The organism is Ruegeria sp. CDSC081, assembly GCF_059610485.1.
Map to the genome: position 1 here is coordinate 1 of NZ_JBXWNS010000006.1, position 17230 is coordinate 17230.

Here is a 17230-nt window from a genome sequence, read left to right on the forward strand (position 1 = left end):
GTGGCCCGTTCGTCTATCGGTTAGGACGCCAGGTTTTCAACCTGGAAAGAGGGGTTCGATTCCCCTACGGGCTACCATTTTTTCACACACCGAACTTTTCCTGACACAGGGCCTGCACCTGTCCCCAGACAGATTTGAATTCCGGCGTGTTTTCGGCGGCATAGTGGAAGTTCTTCATCAATCCCGTAAGCTGAGTGAAGACCTGGCGCACCTCGGCCTTGTCGGCGAACTGCGCGGTGGATTGAGTGACGCCATAGACCAGTTTGAACGTCATCTTCTGACGCTCTAGCGGCACCGACGCATCCACCGGGTCAAAGGCATCCTGCTGCAGATAGACCATGTCGACAAACAGCGCCTTTTGCTGAGTCACAAAATCCTCGATCGTGACCCCTTCCTCGCCGGTCACCTGCATCATCTGGTCAACCTGTTCGCCCCTTTCGATCAATGCCAGCAAGTCGCGCACTTTGCCCGTCCATCCGGCCTCGGCGTTGGTGTCGTACCAGTCCGAGAGCTGTTCCAGATAACGCGACCAGCTGAGCATCGGATCGACCGCAGGATAGAACCGCTTATAGGCGCGTTCGGACGACAGGCCGAGGAAACACTTCACCGTGGACAGCGTCGATTGCGTGACCGGTTCATCAAAGTTTCCACCTGCCGGTGACACGGTCCCGATCAGGGTCAGGCTGCCGGTGTCGCCATCATTGGTCTTCATCGCTCCGGCCCGCTCGTACAGCCCTTTGATTGAGCTTTCCAAATAGGCGGGAAAGCCCTCCTCGCCGGGGATTTCTTCCAGTTTGCCGGATGTCTCGCGCATGGCCTGAGCCCAGCGACTGGTACTGTCCGCAATCAGCAGCACGTCGTACCCCATCTGACGGTAATATTCGCCCAGAGTGATCCCGGTGAATATAGACGCTTCGCGCGCGGCTACGGGCATCGAGGAGGTGTTGCAGATGATGATCGTCCGGTCCATCAGACTGCCGCCAGTGGTCGGGTCGGTCATCTTCGGGAATTCCGCAATCGTCTCGACAACCTCACCCGCGCGTTCACCACAGGCCACCACGATCACGATGTCCACCTTGGCGTTGCGTGCAATCAGGTTCTGCAGCACCGTCTTGCCTGCGCCGAACGGACCGGGAATACAGGCCGTCCCACCGCGGGCAATCGGAAAGAACGTGTCGATCAGGCGCTGAGAGGTCAGGACAGGTTCGGTCGGATAGAGCCGCTCGGACAGGGTGCGTTTCAGAACGTTTTCCGGCAAAGCCCGCCGTACCGGCCATTTCTGCGACAGGGTCAGCGTGTGCTCACCCCCCTGTGCATCTTCAAGCCGCGCCACGATATCATGGATCATGGCCGCACCTTTCTGAACCCAAATGACTTTGTAATCCCCAACCCAGTTAAAGGGCAGCATGATCTTATGGGTAAAATGCCCCTCGGGCACCGCCCCGATGCTGTCGCCTGCAGTGACCGTGTCGCCCACCTTGACCGATGGGGTAAACGACCACTTTGCCTGAGTGTCCAGCGGCGCCACGTCCGCCCCACGCGGCAGAAAGGTTCCGAATTCTGCCGCCACTTTGGCCAAAGGCGACTGCAAGCCGTCAAACACCTGCCCCAACAACCCGGGACCAAGTTCGACCGAGAGCAGCTGCCCGGATTGTTCGACCGGGTCGCCCACGGCGACGCCGTCAGTGCTTTCGTATACCTGCACATCGGCAGTGTCGCCCCGCACCCGTAACACTTCGGCTTTCAGACGTTCCTGACGTCCACCGGGGCCGGGCCGCGTGGGCAGAATGAAAACGACCTCATTCTTGACCAGCTGTCCGGGATGGCCCGTGGCATCAGGGTTCGCCTGAATTTGTACCAGCCCTTCCTGTACCGAGACGACGCGGGCAGTAGAGGTCTGCGTGGCGGAGGTTGGGGCTGTCATGCGCTTACTCCCTCAAAATCCAAGTCGATCGCACTTGCCATGGCGTGTTGCGCCAGTTTCTCAAAGCGCGTTGCCGCGTCACGCGCATTGCTTTGCGCCCAGCGATCAAAAATATTCCAGATCAGAACATAAATCGCCACGGCTTCGAAATCGAATAGATGGCGCGCGGCGTAGCGTTTCAGTTGCATATGGCTGACCGACAAAAGCAACCGTTCAAGCCCCAGGGGGTCATCGACATCCAGCAAGTGTTTGGCTTCTTTGATCCAGGGCATTGGGGTTTCCAGCCGAAAGGCAGGGTCGCCCCAGTTGGCTGGAATGTGTCGGCTCCAGCGTCCAATGCCATAGACGCCACTAGGTGCAGCACCCCCCTGTTTGCGCAGGCGCAGCGCGGCAACCGCAGTCCTCAAATCCATCCGTTCCATGAACAGCTTGCGCAAGGTCGGTTGTGGAATGTGCCGGAGCGCTTCTTTGCATCGCTCAATGGTCTGTGCATCCGAGACGTTCATATCATAGTTGTTCCAGTTCAGAGCGTGTTCCATTACCTCCAGAACCCGCGCATCCGCTGGTGTCAGCACCCGCAATCGCCGGTCCAGCCTGAGCCGCGACAGCGGAGGTTGTTTGGCGATGAACAACCGTTCCGAGCCCGGCAGGCTGCTGATCAGCGCGATATAGGCGTCAGGGTCCGACATGTTACCGGATCACACCTTCCAAAACGGCACGAAAGCGCGGCTGCAAATGTTCCATCAACAACGAGGCGACGGCCTTATCGGTCAGATCCAGAACAACCCCCTGTTCATCAGCCCGGATGCGGATGCCATTCTGGGTGTCATCCGCGCTGTGCAGCTCAACCTGTTCCTTCAGCATTTCAGCCGTCAGTCCCAGAACGTAACGCGTCAGCTTTCCCGACTGAATATCATCGGCGTTCTGTTTGATGTCATCCTGAGTGGCGACCCTGGGAGGCAGTATGACCTGCGCGGGCCCTTCCAGTCTGGCGTCTGACGCGGCGCGACCGACGACTTCAAGGATCATTTGTTTCAGCAGTTCAGGATCAGTCATTTCTTGGGTGACCAGCCGTTCAACATCCTTGCGGAATCGATCTGTCAAACCGGCCTTCATTGTAAGCACCGCATCACGCATCGCTGTATTCAGCGCCTCTTCTCCGGCTGTGCGATAATTATCCGCCTCGGCACGGGCCTTTTTCCGATACTCATCTACGTCGCGCTTGGCATCGGCAAGAATTTTGGCCGCCTCGGCTTTGGCTTCAGCGCGCAGCTTGTCTGCATCGGCCTGACCGGCAGCCACACCATCGCTGCGCAGCTTGTCGATCAGCGCATCCACCCCATGCGAAATAATCCCGTCCTGTGCCATCAGCTAATCCCCGCGCTGATGACCAAAGCAAACACAAAGGCAAATACGCCAAAGCCCTCAATGATTGCAGCCGGCGCAAGTGCCAGGCCAAAAATCTCGGGCTTTTCCTTGGTTGCGTTGATCGCTGCAGCACAGGCCCTTCCCTGCCAGATGCCGCAATACATCAGGGCGATGCCCGACAGGATACCGATCCCGAACAGCCCGCCTGCATTTTCAGGCGTCACATCGCGGTTCAGCGTGAACATGATGACGATGCCGTAGATCACCATCGTCGATGGAAAGGCCGACACGCCGATAAACCGGCCATACCCGCCTTCGGTTTCCGTCATCGCTCCGATACTGGCCTGTCCAGCAATGGAACAGCCAATCGCGCTTGCTGCGGCGCCCAGCGCCATGGGGGCATAGATTCCCAACCAGCCCAATGTAAGTACAAGCTCATTCATTCCTGAACCTCCTTGCGGGCGAACGGGCGAAAGACGATGCCTTCATCCGGCAGGCCCCATTTAAAGAATTCGATGTAATTGAGACGTAATCCGTGAACGACGCCACTCATCATGGCGAGCGCGAAATTGAGGATATGCCCGGCGATCAGGATCAACACTCCGAACAGAAGGCCCAGCCCTTTCAGGGACTGCATCACCGAGACCGCCAGATCGTTGAACGTGATCGCCAGCGAAGCCGAGGCCAGCCCCAGCGCAAACAGGCGCATGTAGCTAAGCACATCGCCAAAGGCCCCCATCGCCCCGGCCAGCCCCTGCACTCCTTCTATAAGGCGCCAAAGCCAGTCTGACGGTTTGGCAATCTCGCGCTCGCTGGTGAACAGAAGGATCGCCAAAGCGCCTGCGATCATAATCGCAGCACCCGGTGCTGTGGGTCCGCCTTTCATATAGCTCAGCCACAGTATGAACCCGCCGATCAACACCGCGATCCAGCCAAGATTGGCAACGGAACTGCGCCGCCCCCAAGACGCGCGTGCTGCAAGCGCATTCGCCAATATCAGGTGCAGAACGCCGACCACGATTGAAATCATCATCATGGAGTCGAAATTGTTCAGGTCCAACAGCTTGAGTTTCCCCCAGATCGTGCCCGAGGCCGGGGAAGCGCCAAAATAGCTTCCAACCAAAATCCCGTATAGGACCGTCGCGCCCGAGATGATCAGACCATAAAGCCGCCACGATCTTTTCGCCGGTGTATTGTCGAGACGTTTCCAGAAGGCCAACAGCCCCAGCAGGATAACCAGGCCATAGCCGGCATCCGCAACGATCATCGCAAAGAAGATCGCGAACGAGACGGACACGATTATGCTGGGGTCCCATTCTCGGTACCCAGGAACCTGATAGAACAGGGCAAGGTCTACCGCTGCACTGCGATTTTCCGGCTGCTCAAGCAGCGTCGGAGGCATCTCGTTCGGGCCCGGGTCTTCGATCAAAACAGCGGCGTTCTGCGAATTGGCCATGTCCAGGACAGCCTCGACCTGATCGCTGGGCACCCAACCCTGCAGGGCAAACACTTTGCCTTCGTCGCGGACCTTTTGCGTGGCATGGGCCAGTTCGGCTGCGCTTTCGGCGGCGGCAAGATTACGCCGCATCAACGTCAGAAAACGGGTCTGCCCGATACGCTCGGCTTCCAGCGCCTCAATGGCGATTTCGGCCTCTTCCAGCTGAGCTTCAAGCTCGTGAATGGGCAACGAACCCGTATGGGTGCGCGGCACTGGAAGTATGTCGTCTTCGGGATCTTCCGGGGCGATCAGAACGGCGTAGAGAAACCGGTGATCCTCTTGCAGGATGGCCCAGGGCAACTGAAGCTCCGCCAGTGCCTCGCGGTGCTTTAGCGGCAGTTGATAGAACCAAAGCCGGTTGCCTGCCAACACATCACTCGGCGGAAAATCCAGATCTCCCCACGGGCGCACCTGAGCGATCCGGTGGGATAGAAAATCCCGGTGGTCGGTCATATCCCTTATGCGCTGCATCAAGTCCAGGACTTCACCGACGAACTGGTCCATATCAAAACCAGAATCGCGCCGAACCTGACGGCGCGTTTCCGACGATTCTTTCAAAAACCGCAATGCTTTATACGCATCTCGGGCTCCACGCTCGTTGATCCGCTCTGGCTCTGCCGGCGGCGGTGCCAAAGGTAAAACATGCATGCATCCCAATGTCTGCAGCGCGCCCAGAGTGTCCCCCTTGTTCGCGGCGCGGCCGACCAAAGACAGTTTTTTCAGCCTTGCAACACTCATGCCGCTACCTCCTTCGCATGTTTGCGTTTGGAGATTTTCGAGCGCACAACGGATTGCATCTGTTCATCGCTCAGATAGATGCGGATTTTCTTGATGTTGGCCCTGGCGCGCGGGATCAACACCTTCTCGAACAGATTGACGCGCTGGGTGATCGTGGCGACTGATTTGTCAAAAATCCTGACCCTTTCTTCGGCCACTTTCACGCGCAATCGGGCTTCGATCATGTCATGCAACAAACGCGCCACTGCATCCACCCAATGTGGCTTGGCCAAAAGGGAATACGGACGTACCGCGACCTCGATTCGGTCCAGATCGGGCATGGTAACGCCAACCACGTTGACCTTCTTCAGCCGGTAATCCTTTAGTTCGACCAACCCTTCCAGGTCGACACCTTGTTGCGCCAGCATGGGCAGCTTTTCCCCGACCTGCTGTGCCAAGCGCGTCACCTCCTCCTGCAGGTGCTGCACATTTTTACGTGCCTTGGCCCGTTCAGCCATCAGTTGCTGACGCTTCAGGCCCAGAGACGGCAAGAACCGCTCATAGCTTTTCAGCTGCGTCTGCTCGCGCGCAAGCGACGATTTATTCAGCTGCAACCGCGCCATGTGCATCCTTTGGGAAGTATTTGTCGATCAGATCCTGCTTCATCAGCAACTGCTCGGGGGCAAAGCAATCAGCTAGTGTCTTCCATGCCAGATCTAACGCATCCTCCAGCGGGATCGAGACGTTGATGTCCATAAAGCGTTTTCGGAACAAAGCGCCGAATTTCAGCAACTGGTTGTCATAATCCGATAGGTCAAACGCCATGGCCTGTTTCTGCGCGGCATCTCGGCTTTCGGAATAGAACCGGATCATCGTGTTCATGATCTGGCCGTGGTCTTCGCGCGTGGTCTTGCCGATTACATTCTGCTTGAGGCGCGACAAACTGCCGAACGGGTCGATCACCCCGGAATGCAGGTAAAACTGGCCTTCAGTGATATATCCGGTGTTGTCCGGCACCGGATGCGTCACGTCATTCCCGGGCATGGTTGTGACAGTCAGCACAGTAACCGATCCACCTTTGGCATAGTCGCAAGCTTTCTCATACCGTCGTGCCAGTTGCGAGTAGAGATCGCCCATATATCCACGCTGCGATGGGACGCGCTCCTGACTGATCCCAACCTCTTTCATCGCATCGGCATAGGCGGTCATATCCGTCAGCAGGACCAGAACACGCTTGCCCTCTTCCACAGCGAATTTCTCGGCAACGGCCAGCGCCATATCCGGCACCAGCAGGCGTTCGACCAACGGGTCCATGGCCTGATTGACGAACATCACGGTCCGCGAGAACACGCCCGCATCCTCGAACGAGGTTCTGAACGTGTGGAAGTCGTCAAAAATCAGCCCTAGCCCGCCAAACACAACAATATCCGCATCCGCTTGAATGCCGATGCGGCTGAGAAACGCGTTGAACGGCTCGCCGGATACCGAAAATATTGGGATCTTCTGGCTTTCGACCAGCGTATTGAACACGTCGATCATCGGCACATCCGTGCGAATCATCTTGTTGGGAACCGACCGCTCAACCGGATTCACCGTCGGTCCCCCAATGTCGATGCGCGGTTCGGCAGACAAGTCCGGACCGCCGTCAATCGCCTCGCCTGCGCCGTCAAACACCCGGCCCAGAATATTGGCCGAATACGGGGTTTGCATCGGATGACCAAGGAACGTTGCTGTCGCCTCGGTCGAAATCCCCTTGGTACCCGAGAACACTTGCAAGGTTATCACATCGCGGTCGATGAAGATGACTTGCGCCAGCGTTCTGTGCCCATCGACGGTTTCGATCACGGCCAGATCGTTGAAACGCACCGTCGCGTCAGCGGACCCGTCATTCGGAACTTTTATCTTTAGCGTATCCCCCACGATCTCGAGAACGCGGGTAAATTTCAGAAGACTTCGGGACATTTCTGATCCTTCTAGCCTGAAAACTTGATTGAACTCAAATCGTGCAGCAAACGGTCACAAAGGTCTGCTTTTCAAATCGACCCACATCACAGCGTCTGCCGAAGAACCATGCGCGCGACCCTGCATTCAAGGGGTCTGCAAACTGAAATTAATGGGTAAATGGTGCTTTAAAACATGACATAAATCAATTCATTTTCAGAAATTTATAGCGGTCATCACCTCAATTACTAAAAATTTAGTTTGACACGCAGGAGGCAAATCGCTGATGCTGATCGTCATCCGGTCTGCGCCGGATCACATTATCTTTGGGAGGAAACAGATGCGGAGACATCTACTTTCCGCAGTGGCGGCGGCTGCCGTCATTGCGGGGCACGGTCCCGTTTGGGCCGACGAAGCCGCAGCACAACGCTGGATCGACGACGAATTCCAGCCATCAACCCTGTCGAAAGACGAACAGATGGCCGAGATGCAATGGTTCATCGAAGCTGCACAGCCTTACAATGGCATGGAAATCAACGTCCTGTCCGAAGGCATCCCTACGCACTCTTACGAATCTGAGGTTCTGACCAAGGCGTTCGAAGAAATTACCGGCATCAAGGTCAATCACCAGATTCTGGGTGAAGGCGAAGTAGTTCAAGCCGTTCAAACCCAGCTGCAAACAGGTCGGAACCTGTATGACGGCTACGTGAACGACAGTGACCTGATCGGCACCCACTCGCGTCTGCAGTTGGCGTATCCGCTGACCGACATGATGGGTGGCGACTGGGCGGGCACGACCTCTCCGACGCTGGATCTGGATGACTTCATGGGCATTCAGTTCACCACCGGTCCGGATGGCAAGCTGTATCAGCTGCCTGATCAGCAGTTTGCGAACCTCTACTGGTTCCGCAAGGACTGGTTCGACGATGAGGCAAACAAAGCCGCGTTCAAAGAGAAGTACGGCTATGATCTGGGCGTTCCGGTCAACTGGTCCGCTTACGAAGACATCGCCGATTTCTTTACCAACGATGTGAAAGAAGTCGACGGTACCGCGATCTATGGCCACATGGATTACGGCAAGCGCGCGCCTGACCTTGGCTGGCGTATGACCGACGCTTGGCTGTCGATGGCTGGTGCTGGCGACAAGGGTGAGCCGAACGGTATCCCCGTTGACGAATGGGGCATCCGCATGGAAGCGGGCACTTGTAACCCTGTTGGCGCATCTGTGTCGCGCGGTGGTGCTGCAAATGGTCCGGCTGCGGTCTATGCGATCCGCAAATGGGACGAATGGCTGCGCAACTATGCGCCTCCAGGTGCCGCGTCTTATGACTTCTACCAGTCGCTGCCGGCGCTTAGCCAAGGCAACGTGGCCCAGCAAATCTTCTGGTACACCGCCTTTACCGCCGACATGGTGAAGCCGAAGTCCGAAGGCAACAACACAGTCGACGACGAAGGCACACCGCTTTGGCGGATGGCGCCGAGCCCGCATGGCCCCTATTGGGAAGACGGTCAGAAGGTTGGGTATCAGGACGTGGGATCCTGGACCTTCCTGAAGTCGACCCCGGCGGATCGTGCTCAGGCGGCTTGGCTCTATGCCCAGTTCGTGACGTCCAAGACGGTCGACGTGAAGAAGTCCCACGTGGGTCTGACCTTCATCCGCGACAGCTCGGTCAACCACGAGTCGTTCACCGAACGCGCGCCCAAGCTGGGTGGTTTGGTCGAGTTCTACCGCTCGCCTGACCGTGTGGCATGGTCGCCGACCGGCATCAACGTGCCGGATTATCCAAAGCTGGCCCAGATCTGGTGGCAGCAGATCGGTGACGTGAACTCGGGTGCCTTCACTCCGCAAGAAGCGATGGATCGTCTGGCCGAAGAGATGGACATCACAATGGGCCGGATGCAGGCCGCGGATGAAAGCGCCGGTGTCTACGGCGGTTGTGGTCCGCGCTTGAACGAGCCGCAGGATGCGTCCTTCTGGCTGGAAAAGCCGGGTTCGCCAAAAGCCAAGCTGGAGAACGAAAAGCCGCAAGGCCAGACCGTCAACTATGACGAACTGGTTCAGCGCTGGCAGTCCCAGTAAGCGTAAACTCGTAGGCCGGGCTCAGACCCGGCCTACCCCCAAATACCCCCAGAGAACACCAGATGATCGAACTTCAAGACGCGACCAAACGGGTCGGCAACGTCATCCATATCAAACCCACGAATCTGACGCTGCAAACAGGCCATTTCAATGTGTTACTGGGTGCCACCGGTTCCGGGAAAACATCACTGATCAAGATGATGGCTGGACTGGATCCGATCGCCACAGGCAAAGTCCTGATGGACGGTCAGGACGTGACTCGGCTGAATACGCAGAAGCGTAAGATCAGTCTGGTGCACCAGTTTTTCGTCAATTACCCCCATATGAGCGTTTTCGACAACATTGCCTCGCCCCTGCGCGTGGCAGGCATGGCGAAAAGCGAAATCGAAGGCCGCGTGGAAGAGGCCGCTGATCTGCTGCAACTGCGTCCGATGCTGCAGCGCCGCCCGCACGAGCTGTCGGGTGGGCAACAACAACGCACCGCTTTGGCCCGCGCGATTGCCAAGGAAAGCCGGGCCGTGTTCCTTGATGAACCCCTTGCCAATCTGGACTACAAACTGCGCGAAGAGCTACGCGAGCAACTTCCTGATCTTTTTGCCGGACGCGGGGCCGTTGTGGTCTATGCGACATCAGAACCGGAAGAAGCATTGCTGCTCGGTGGTCATACCGCTCTGATGGCAGACGGCCGGGTCACCCAATTTGGGTCAACCGCTGATATCTACCGCAATCCGGAAAACATCGCTGCCGCACGTGTGTTCTCGGATCCGCCCATCAACGTCGCGCATATCACCGTCTCGGGTGCGCAGGCGCAACTTGCAGGGGGCGGTGGATGGGCCGTCACCGGCATCGCAGACGGTGAATACACAGTTGCGGTACGCCCGCATCGCGTGACGCCATTCCGCACATCGGACGCAGATGTAGAATTGACCGGGCGTGTGATCGTGACCGAGCTATCCGGATCTGACTCCAGTGCGCATTTCCAACATGGGAACGACGCATGGGTTTCATTGGCGGCGGGCGTACATCCCTATCAGGTTGGCGAAGACCATAGTTTCTATATGAATCCGGCCCATTGCCGGTATTTCGGCCAAGACGGCAAAAGGGTGGCCTGACATGGCACAGATCAAGCTTTCAAACCTTCGACACAGCTATATGCCATCGCCGCAAGGCCCCGAAGATTATGCGCTGAAGGAAATCGACGTCACTTGGCGCGATGGTGGGGCATATGCGCTGCTGGGGCCATCGGGCTGCGGCAAGTCTACGCTGCTGAACATCATCTCGGGCCTGCTGACGCCCTCTGAGGGGCAGATCCTGTTTGATGACCGCGACGTGACCGCCCTGCCCCCTGATCAGCGCAACATTGCGCAGGTTTTTCAATTTCCAGTGATCTACGACACGATGACCGTAGGCGAGAACCTAGCCTTTCCTCTGAAAAACCGGGGCGTTGACGCTGCAACCATCAAGCGGCGTGTTGATGAGATTGCCGAAATGCTGGATGTCACGGATATGCTGGGCACCAAAGCCTCTGGCCTGAGCCCGGACAACAAGCAAAAAATCTCGATGGGGCGCGGACTGGTGCGCGATGACGTGAATGCGGTGATGTTTGATGAGCCGCTGACCGTGATCGACCCGCATCTGAAATGGAAACTGCGGTCCAAGTTGAAAGAGCTGCACCAGCGCGTAAAAGCCACAATGATCTACGTCACCCACGACCAGACCGAGGCGTTGACTTTTGCTGATGAAGTCGTGGTCATGCAGGATGGTGAAGTGGTTCAGATTGGTACGCCGGTTGAACTGTTCGAGCGGCCTCAGCATACATTCGTTGGTCACTTTATCGGCTCGCCCGGCATGAATGTCTTGCCCTGCGAGACCAAGGGCGATCGCGCTATTTTCGAAGGGCATGAGGTGGCCTTGGAAGGTCCGACCCATGGTGAAGGTGGTCGCACCGATCTGGGAATACGCCCGGAATATGTAGGCTTCGGCCAATCCGGCATACCGGCACATGTCACCAAAGTGGCCGATATCGGGCGCCATTACGTGGTCAGTGCCATGGTTGGGAACACGCCGATCAAGGCCGTCACCGAACACAATGCCCCCGAACAAGGCTCGATGGTCTTTCTGCAATTCAAACCCGAGCAGTCCCGCGTCTATCGCGACGGCTGGATCGCAACGCAGGAGCGGGCCCAATGAGAACAATAAACCAAAGAGCATGGTTCTTTGTCCTGCCGGTTCTGGCACTGGTCGCGTTCAACGCGCTGGTGCCAATGATGACAGTGGTCAACTACTCGGTGCAGGAGACCTTCGGCAATAACCAGTTCTTCTGGGAAGGGCTGGGATGGTTCGAACAAATCCTGCGCTCCGACCGTTTTCAGGCCGCTTTGGGGCGACAGTTCCTGTTTACCTTCATGATCCTGATCATCGAGGTGCCGCTGGGCATCATTGTCGCCCTGTCGATGCCGCGCAAAGGCTTTTGGGTGCCGGTCTGTCTGGTGCTGATGGCTCTGCCGATGCTCATCCCCTGGAACGTAGTCGGCTCGATGTGGAACATCTTTACCCTGCCAAAAATCGGCCTGCTGGGGTATTTTCTGAATGACGTGCTGGGCATCAATTATGACATGACACAGCAACCATTGTCGGCCTGGATCACTGTCATCATCATGGATGTCTGGCACTGGACTTCGCTGGTGGTTCTACTGTGCTACGCGGGCCTGGTTTCGATCCCGGACGCCTATTATCAGGCGGCCAAGATCGACGGTGCAAGCCCGTGGTCAGTGTTCCGGTATATCCAGTTACCCAAGATGAAGACGGTTCTGACAATCGCCATCCTGCTGCGGTTCATGGACAGTTTCAACATCTACACCGAACCCTTCGTTTTGACTGGCGGGGGTCCCGGAAACTCGACCACCTTACTGTCGATTGATCTTGTAAAGATCGCGCTGGGACAGTTCGACCTTGGCCCTGCGGCTGCGATGAGCTTGATCTATTTCGCCATCACACTGCTGGTCTCATGGGTCTTCTACACTCTGATGACAAAGGATGACGCCGAATGAAAAAGCGCTCCCTCATCCCGATCCTCTATATCGCGTTCCTGATGTTGCCGATCTATTGGCTAGTGGCGATGTCCTTCAAGACCACGAACGAGATCCTGTCGGGCTTTTCTCTGTTCCCGCAGACCTTTACGCTGGAAAATTACATCACGATCTTCACAGACCCGACGTGGTATTGGGGCTACATCAACTCGATCACCTATGTGACGCTGAACACGGTACTTTCCGTCTGTGTAGCCCTGCCAGCGGCCTATGCGTTCTCACGCTATCGGTTCCTAGGGGACAAGCAGTTGTTCTTCTGGCTACTGACCAACCGGATGGCACCGGCTGCTGTGTTCGCCTTGCCGTTCTTTCAGCTCTATTCGTCAATTCAGTTGTTTGACACCTATCTGGCGGTGGCGCTGGCGCATACGCTGTTCAACGTGCCGCTAGCGGTGTGGATTTTGGAAGGGTTCATGCGTGGCATCCCCAAAGAGTTGGACGAAACCGCTTATGTGGACGGGTATTCCTTTCCGCGCTTTTTCGTCACGATATTCCTGCCAAATATCAAAGCGGGTGTAGGCGTCGCGGCATTCTTCTGCTTCATGTTCTCATGGGTCGAAATGCTGTTGGCCAAGACTCTGACAGCGGTCGAGGCCAAACCCATCGCTGCCGTAATGACCCGAACCGCGTCCAGCGCCGGGTACGAATTGGGCCTGCTGGCCGCCGCCGGGACGCTGACCATCATCCCCGGCGCCATCGTCATCTGGTTTGTCCGCAACTACATCGCGCGTGGTTTCGCGATGGGGCGTGTATGAGGTTCGATATGCGTAAACTGCTTTTGATCCCCTTTCTGATCCCCGGTTCGGCCTTGGCGCAAGCACAGGCCGGGTGGGGAAGTGTGGGTCAGCCCGAAGAAAAAGAGTTTTCCTGGACCGCGCCCTTGTGGCCGGATTTCTGGATGGCGTGGACACCGGCGACCCTGGCCGTATTTGTCGGCATCTTTTCAGCCATCGCGCTGATCGGTCTGCTGGAAGGGTTCAAATACCGCGACGGGATTGAACGGCGCGGCGTTCTGGGCTTGACCACCACATTGGGCGACCGGCTGTTCATCACATTGCTTGGGGCAGCTTACATTTTTCTGGCCTGGTTAGGGCTAGTCGGGCAACCGGTCTGGACACCGCTGTTCCTGTCCATCGGCTGGGGCGTTTTCGTGTTCTGGAAAGTTTAAGCTTTGCGAAACCATCAAAGGATGCTTGTCTGTCAGGCACAGGTAAAATGACGGCACTGGGATCAATGCGAAAGAAAAAGACGACAAACCTGCTGACCGAGGTCGAACTGGAGTTCATGAACGAACTCTGGGCTCTGGGTCAGGGCTCGGTGCGTGATGTACTGGACCGGCTGCCACCAGATCGGAACCTGGCCTATACGTCAGGGGCCACAATCCTTCGCATTCTTGACGAAAAAGGCTTTGTAGAAAGTCGCAAAAACGGCAAGACCCTGAGTTATACGCCGCTTCTCGAAAAGGATAGGTATCAGGCGCGCTCACTGCAGAACCTGTCACGAACCTTGTTCGATGACACACCAGCCACGCTGGTTGCACGGTTGGTAGATGACGCCGGTCTGAGCGAGGCAGATCTTGAGGATATTCGGGCACTGGTAGAGAGGAGACTGCAAAATGACAGCGGTTAAACCGGTTCTCGACGCATTTCTCGAACTGAATCTGGTTCTTGCCCTAGCAGCGATTGTATGGATCGCGGCAAGATACGTGGTTTCAATGACGCAGATGCGACACGGGTTTGTTGCACAGCTGCGCGCATTGAAAATTCTGTGTCTTTGCGTACTGCTCAGCCCCCTTTTGGCAATCGGGGCTGGTTTGGTCATGGCGATGTATTCCGTTGAAGGCGGGGTCGCCATTGGGGATCTTGCCGTTGCCGCCTATCTGCGTGGCGATATCGCCATGCCCGCCACCCAGTTCGAGGCCCTGCTCAATACCCGGCAAAGGTGGATCGAACAGACCCTTGCAGGAGAAAACCCGATTATATCGGCAATCTTGGTGGTAATGGCGCTCTATTCTGCGGTCTGCATCCTGCGCATTATCCGTGACGGTTTGGCAATCCGAGGCATTGTTCGCTCCAGCTATCTGTGGCGAAGCTCGGAAAAGGTCGATATCCGCCTGTCCGACCGGGTCACAGTCCCCTTCGCCGTTCGCGGTTTGTGGCGCAGGCATGTGGTATTGCCCAGCCATCTGCTCAACACCCCCAGCGATATGCGGTTTGCCCTTGCACACGAGCTGCAACATGTAAGGGCTGCCGATGTTGAATGGGAACTGGGGTTCGAGCTTTTGCGGCCGTTCCTGTTCTGGAACCCGGCATATCTGATTCTCAAGTTTCAATTCGATCGGCTGCGCGAGCTGGCCTGTGATCAATCCGTCGTTTCGCGCCGTGAAATCAACGCGGTCGAATACACGTCCTGCCTGCTGAACTATTGCTCCAATTCAGTAATGCGCGGCCGCCCGCGTGTATTGAACGTAGCATTGGTTAAAGGGGGCAAGGCCAAACGCGTCTTGCGTCAACGTGTGATTGCCCTGGCAGATGCCCCTGCAATCCAACCCACAATGCCCCCTCTGTTCTTTGCCTTAAGCGTGGCTTTTGCTGTGATATTGGCGTTAGGCGCTGCGTCATTGCAGCCTGTAGACGACTGGAGCCATGACAGGTTGATGCTGTCGACCGTTGTGAACCTTGAACGGTTGGAAGCCCGCAATCAGGGCAACTGACCCTTATTCGTGGGAAATAATTTCGAAAGATCTGCAGCGCGACGCACATTCTTGCAGCGAAGCCAATCCGCGTTTGCAGAAGAAAGAAATCGCAGGTTGCTTGGTGAAACAGGCTGAGTGGCGGTGCTGTCAGCCAAATTCGAACCAGTCTCAGTCTACCTCAGAAAGCTGAAAATTAGGCGAAACTAAATTGGCTCCACGCCGAAAGAGCGGCGGTTCAACTGAGTTTGAACTTGTCGCGTGAGTAAAGCTGCCGTTCATGATTGAAGTGACTATGGACGGAAGTGTCGTCTGCGGCAAAATTTTGCAAACATCACATTTGCCGGAGGCAGAGCATCGCACGTTCTTTTCGCCGACGGAAGATGTGAATACTCAGCAAGATTGTTCTTCCAACGGCCAGTTTCTTGCCTTGAGGCATTACCTATGACTTTCATCGCCGCGTCGTAAGAGTGCAACTTGTCAGTGACGACGAAACCTGACTGGCCGTATCGTTTCATCGCTTTCTTCAAGTGTAGAAAGGCCGCAACACGATCCCGGCGCTTCGTGACATAGATATCCAGCACCTCGCCTTCATGGTCGGCTACCCGCCACAGGTAATATTGCTTGCCGGTGATCTTCAACAATAACCTTATTTAGATGCCGCTACCAATTCGCGAAACATCGCATCCGATCTATGCGTTTTCGGCTATTTTCTGCGGCACAGATAGGGCCAAACCTATTCAACCAGAATCGAACATACACCATCACTGCTAGACGAATGATCTCAGGCTTGGTTTTGAAGCAGCATAAAAGTGAGCGTTTTTGTCATCAAGCGAAGCTACGAAACTGCCCTGCCTGTCTCAAGCCAATTTCCCCTGCACCACCCGTTCAAATGTTCAGGGCTTGCGGATCGAATGGCACAAGAATCTCCTGATTTTCTGTACCTCGGATCAAAAGTTGGTTTCCCAGAGTTTCAACTGCAATCACCCTGGCTCCACTACGCCAACGAAGCGCCCCGATGACATGTGTAACCTCAACTTGGCGATCGGGGTTTAGATGAATGACGCCGTGATCGTTCGGGAAACTATTTTCGACATTTCCCAGGATGGGCGAAGCGGCCCCCTCCTCAACCCCAAGGCAGGCGAAGTGGCGGCTCGACCAAGGAGCATAATATCGACCACCGTTCGAATGCCACAACATCGTCATCGGCAAAGCCTGAGCCGATTTAAGCGACAGGAACATGTCGCCCTCCACGGGGCGAGTTACCGCGGTCCAACCCAATTTCTCATCAGGCGAATCCAATCCAACAACAAAGTCTTCACTCTGTGGAGACCATGGGTAGTTTGACAGATTCACTTCGCGGTCTTTCCCGGGAAAAGACGCCAACGTTTGGCTTTCAGCCGGATATCTAAGCGCTGAATAGCCTAAGGCCGGATCAACTTCCTGTTCAACCTTAGGCGTTCTCCAACACTGCTTTCGAGAAGTATGAATGATCCCACCATTGGGCAAGGATACATTTGCGTGATTTGCAACCGGCATCGCGCCGTCGCCACCAATGAAAGTGTGACGCTGGTAGACGAATGGATGCTCAGGATGCAGTGTAATCTCTTTTTGCAGCCTAGCTCCATAGACCGTTCTGTCGAGCTCAGCGCGCAAATAGCTGTCGGTCTTTTCTTCAAGTCTCCAACGAGAGTTAGCTGGCCACCCATGCAGCGGCGATGTCCCCTCAGTTGACCCGAATGGGGCGCAGAAGAAATCACCGCCGAGTTTTTCCAAATGAGGTGCTATACCTTCGGGCATAACTTCGTCTGTGCCGACCCAAGGTGCGCGATGCAGCGGTGAAATCTCAGCGTCACCGTCGTACACACTGAAACTCTCGATCAACCCCAACTGCAAGTCGAATGAAAGCCGGATACCTGTT

Annotated in this window: 16 protein-coding genes, 1 tRNA gene and 1 pseudogene; 9 read left to right on the plus strand and 9 right to left on the minus strand. The window is 56.2% G+C overall.

Annotation, left to right across the window (positions count from 1 at the left end; translation table 11 throughout):
• Positions 1–2: 2 nt before the first annotated feature.
• Positions 3–77, plus strand: a tRNA-Glu gene (locus AC2FH9_RS11940).
• 5 nt (positions 78–82) lie between these two features.
• On the opposite strand, the gene AC2FH9_RS11945 is transcribed toward AC2FH9_RS11940, so the two are convergent.
• Genes AC2FH9_RS11945 through AC2FH9_RS11975 form a run of 7 tightly spaced genes read right to left on the minus strand, consistent with a single transcriptional unit; the run spans position 83 to position 7469 of the window.
• Positions 83–1924 carry a V-type ATP synthase subunit A gene (locus tag AC2FH9_RS11945; RefSeq protein WP_496785440.1) on the minus strand — a complete coding sequence of 614 codons (1842 nt, stop codon included), beginning with the start codon at positions 1922–1924 and terminating at the stop codon, positions 83–85.
• Positions 1921–2613, minus strand: coding sequence for a hypothetical protein (locus tag AC2FH9_RS11950; RefSeq protein WP_496689807.1), 693 nt, complete (start codon positions 2611–2613; stop codon positions 1921–1923). Before AC2FH9_RS11950 ends, AC2FH9_RS11945 begins: the two co-directional genes overlap by 4 nt.
• Position 2614: 1 nt before the next feature.
• Positions 2615–3292 (minus strand): hypothetical protein, encoded by a 678-nt coding sequence (locus AC2FH9_RS11955; RefSeq protein WP_496693897.1) that lies wholly within the window; start codon positions 3290–3292, stop codon positions 2615–2617.
• Entirely contained in the window at positions 3292–3735 is a 444-nt protein-coding gene (locus AC2FH9_RS11960) for an ATP synthase subunit C (protein ID WP_281972343.1), read from the minus strand. The genes AC2FH9_RS11955 and AC2FH9_RS11960 overlap by 1 nt, the downstream gene beginning before the upstream one ends.
• Positions 3732–5528 (minus strand): V-type ATP synthase subunit I, encoded by a 1797-nt coding sequence (locus AC2FH9_RS11965; RefSeq protein ID WP_496871672.1) that lies wholly within the window; start codon positions 5526–5528, stop codon positions 3732–3734. The genes AC2FH9_RS11960 and AC2FH9_RS11965 overlap by 4 nt, the downstream gene beginning before the upstream one ends.
• Positions 5525–6130: a V-type ATP synthase subunit D gene (locus AC2FH9_RS11970; protein WP_496871673.1), complete on the minus strand. Its 606-nt coding sequence runs from the start codon at positions 6128–6130 to the stop codon at positions 5525–5527. The genes AC2FH9_RS11965 and AC2FH9_RS11970 overlap by 4 nt, the downstream gene beginning before the upstream one ends.
• On the minus strand, positions 6108–7469 hold the full coding sequence (locus AC2FH9_RS11975) for a V-type ATP synthase subunit B (protein WP_496871675.1): 1362 nt from the start codon (positions 7467–7469) through the stop codon (positions 6108–6110). The genes AC2FH9_RS11970 and AC2FH9_RS11975 overlap by 23 nt, the downstream gene beginning before the upstream one ends.
• A 319-nt stretch (positions 7470–7788) precedes the next feature.
• Between AC2FH9_RS11975 and AC2FH9_RS11980 the strand changes: the two genes are divergently transcribed.
• The 8 genes from AC2FH9_RS11980 to AC2FH9_RS12015 all read left to right on the plus strand — a co-directional run bounded on the left by AC2FH9_RS11980 (position 7789) and on the right by AC2FH9_RS12015 (position 15330).
• Positions 7789–9528: an ABC transporter substrate-binding protein gene (locus tag AC2FH9_RS11980; RefSeq protein WP_271946219.1), complete on the plus strand. Its 1740-nt coding sequence runs from the start codon at positions 7789–7791 to the stop codon at positions 9526–9528.
• 62 nt (positions 9529–9590) lie between these two features.
• The gene (locus tag AC2FH9_RS11985; protein WP_496871677.1) at positions 9591–10640 is read left to right on the plus strand and encodes an ABC transporter ATP-binding protein; all 1050 of its coding nucleotides are present in this window, start codon (positions 9591–9593) and stop codon (positions 10638–10640) included.
• Position 10641: 1 nt separating this feature from the next.
• Entirely contained in the window at positions 10642–11718 is a 1077-nt protein-coding gene (locus AC2FH9_RS11990) for an ABC transporter ATP-binding protein (RefSeq protein WP_496871678.1), read from the plus strand.
• Positions 11715–12578, plus strand: a complete 864-nt coding sequence (locus tag AC2FH9_RS11995; RefSeq protein ID WP_142634709.1) for a carbohydrate ABC transporter permease — start codon at positions 11715–11717, stop codon at positions 12576–12578. The genes AC2FH9_RS11990 and AC2FH9_RS11995 overlap by 4 nt, the downstream gene beginning before the upstream one ends.
• Positions 12575–13372 (plus strand): carbohydrate ABC transporter permease, encoded by a 798-nt coding sequence (locus AC2FH9_RS12000; RefSeq protein WP_142634711.1) that lies wholly within the window; start codon positions 12575–12577, stop codon positions 13370–13372. The genes AC2FH9_RS11995 and AC2FH9_RS12000 overlap by 4 nt, the downstream gene beginning before the upstream one ends.
• Positions 13373–13380: 8 nt before the next feature.
• On the plus strand, positions 13381–13785 hold the full coding sequence (locus AC2FH9_RS12005) for a DUF2160 domain-containing protein (protein WP_142634713.1): 405 nt from the start codon (positions 13381–13383) through the stop codon (positions 13783–13785).
• 65 nt (positions 13786–13850) lie between these two features.
• On the plus strand, positions 13851–14246 hold the full coding sequence (locus AC2FH9_RS12010) for a BlaI/MecI/CopY family transcriptional regulator (RefSeq protein WP_142634715.1): 396 nt from the start codon (positions 13851–13853) through the stop codon (positions 14244–14246).
• A complete protein-coding gene (locus AC2FH9_RS12015) occupies positions 14233–15330 on the plus strand; it encodes a M56 family metallopeptidase (RefSeq protein WP_496871680.1) in 1098 nt (365 codons plus the stop codon). Before AC2FH9_RS12010 ends, AC2FH9_RS12015 begins: the two co-directional genes overlap by 14 nt.
• 217 nt (positions 15331–15547) lie before the next feature.
• Here AC2FH9_RS12015 and AC2FH9_RS12020 read toward each other — a convergent pair.
• A pseudogene (locus AC2FH9_RS12020) lies at positions 15548–16092 on the minus strand (DDE-type integrase/transposase/recombinase).
• 105 nt (positions 16093–16197) lie between these two features.
• Positions 16198–17109 (minus strand): hypothetical protein, encoded by a 912-nt coding sequence (locus AC2FH9_RS12025; RefSeq protein WP_496871682.1) that lies wholly within the window; start codon positions 17107–17109, stop codon positions 16198–16200.
• Positions 17110–17230 lie beyond the last annotated feature (121 nt).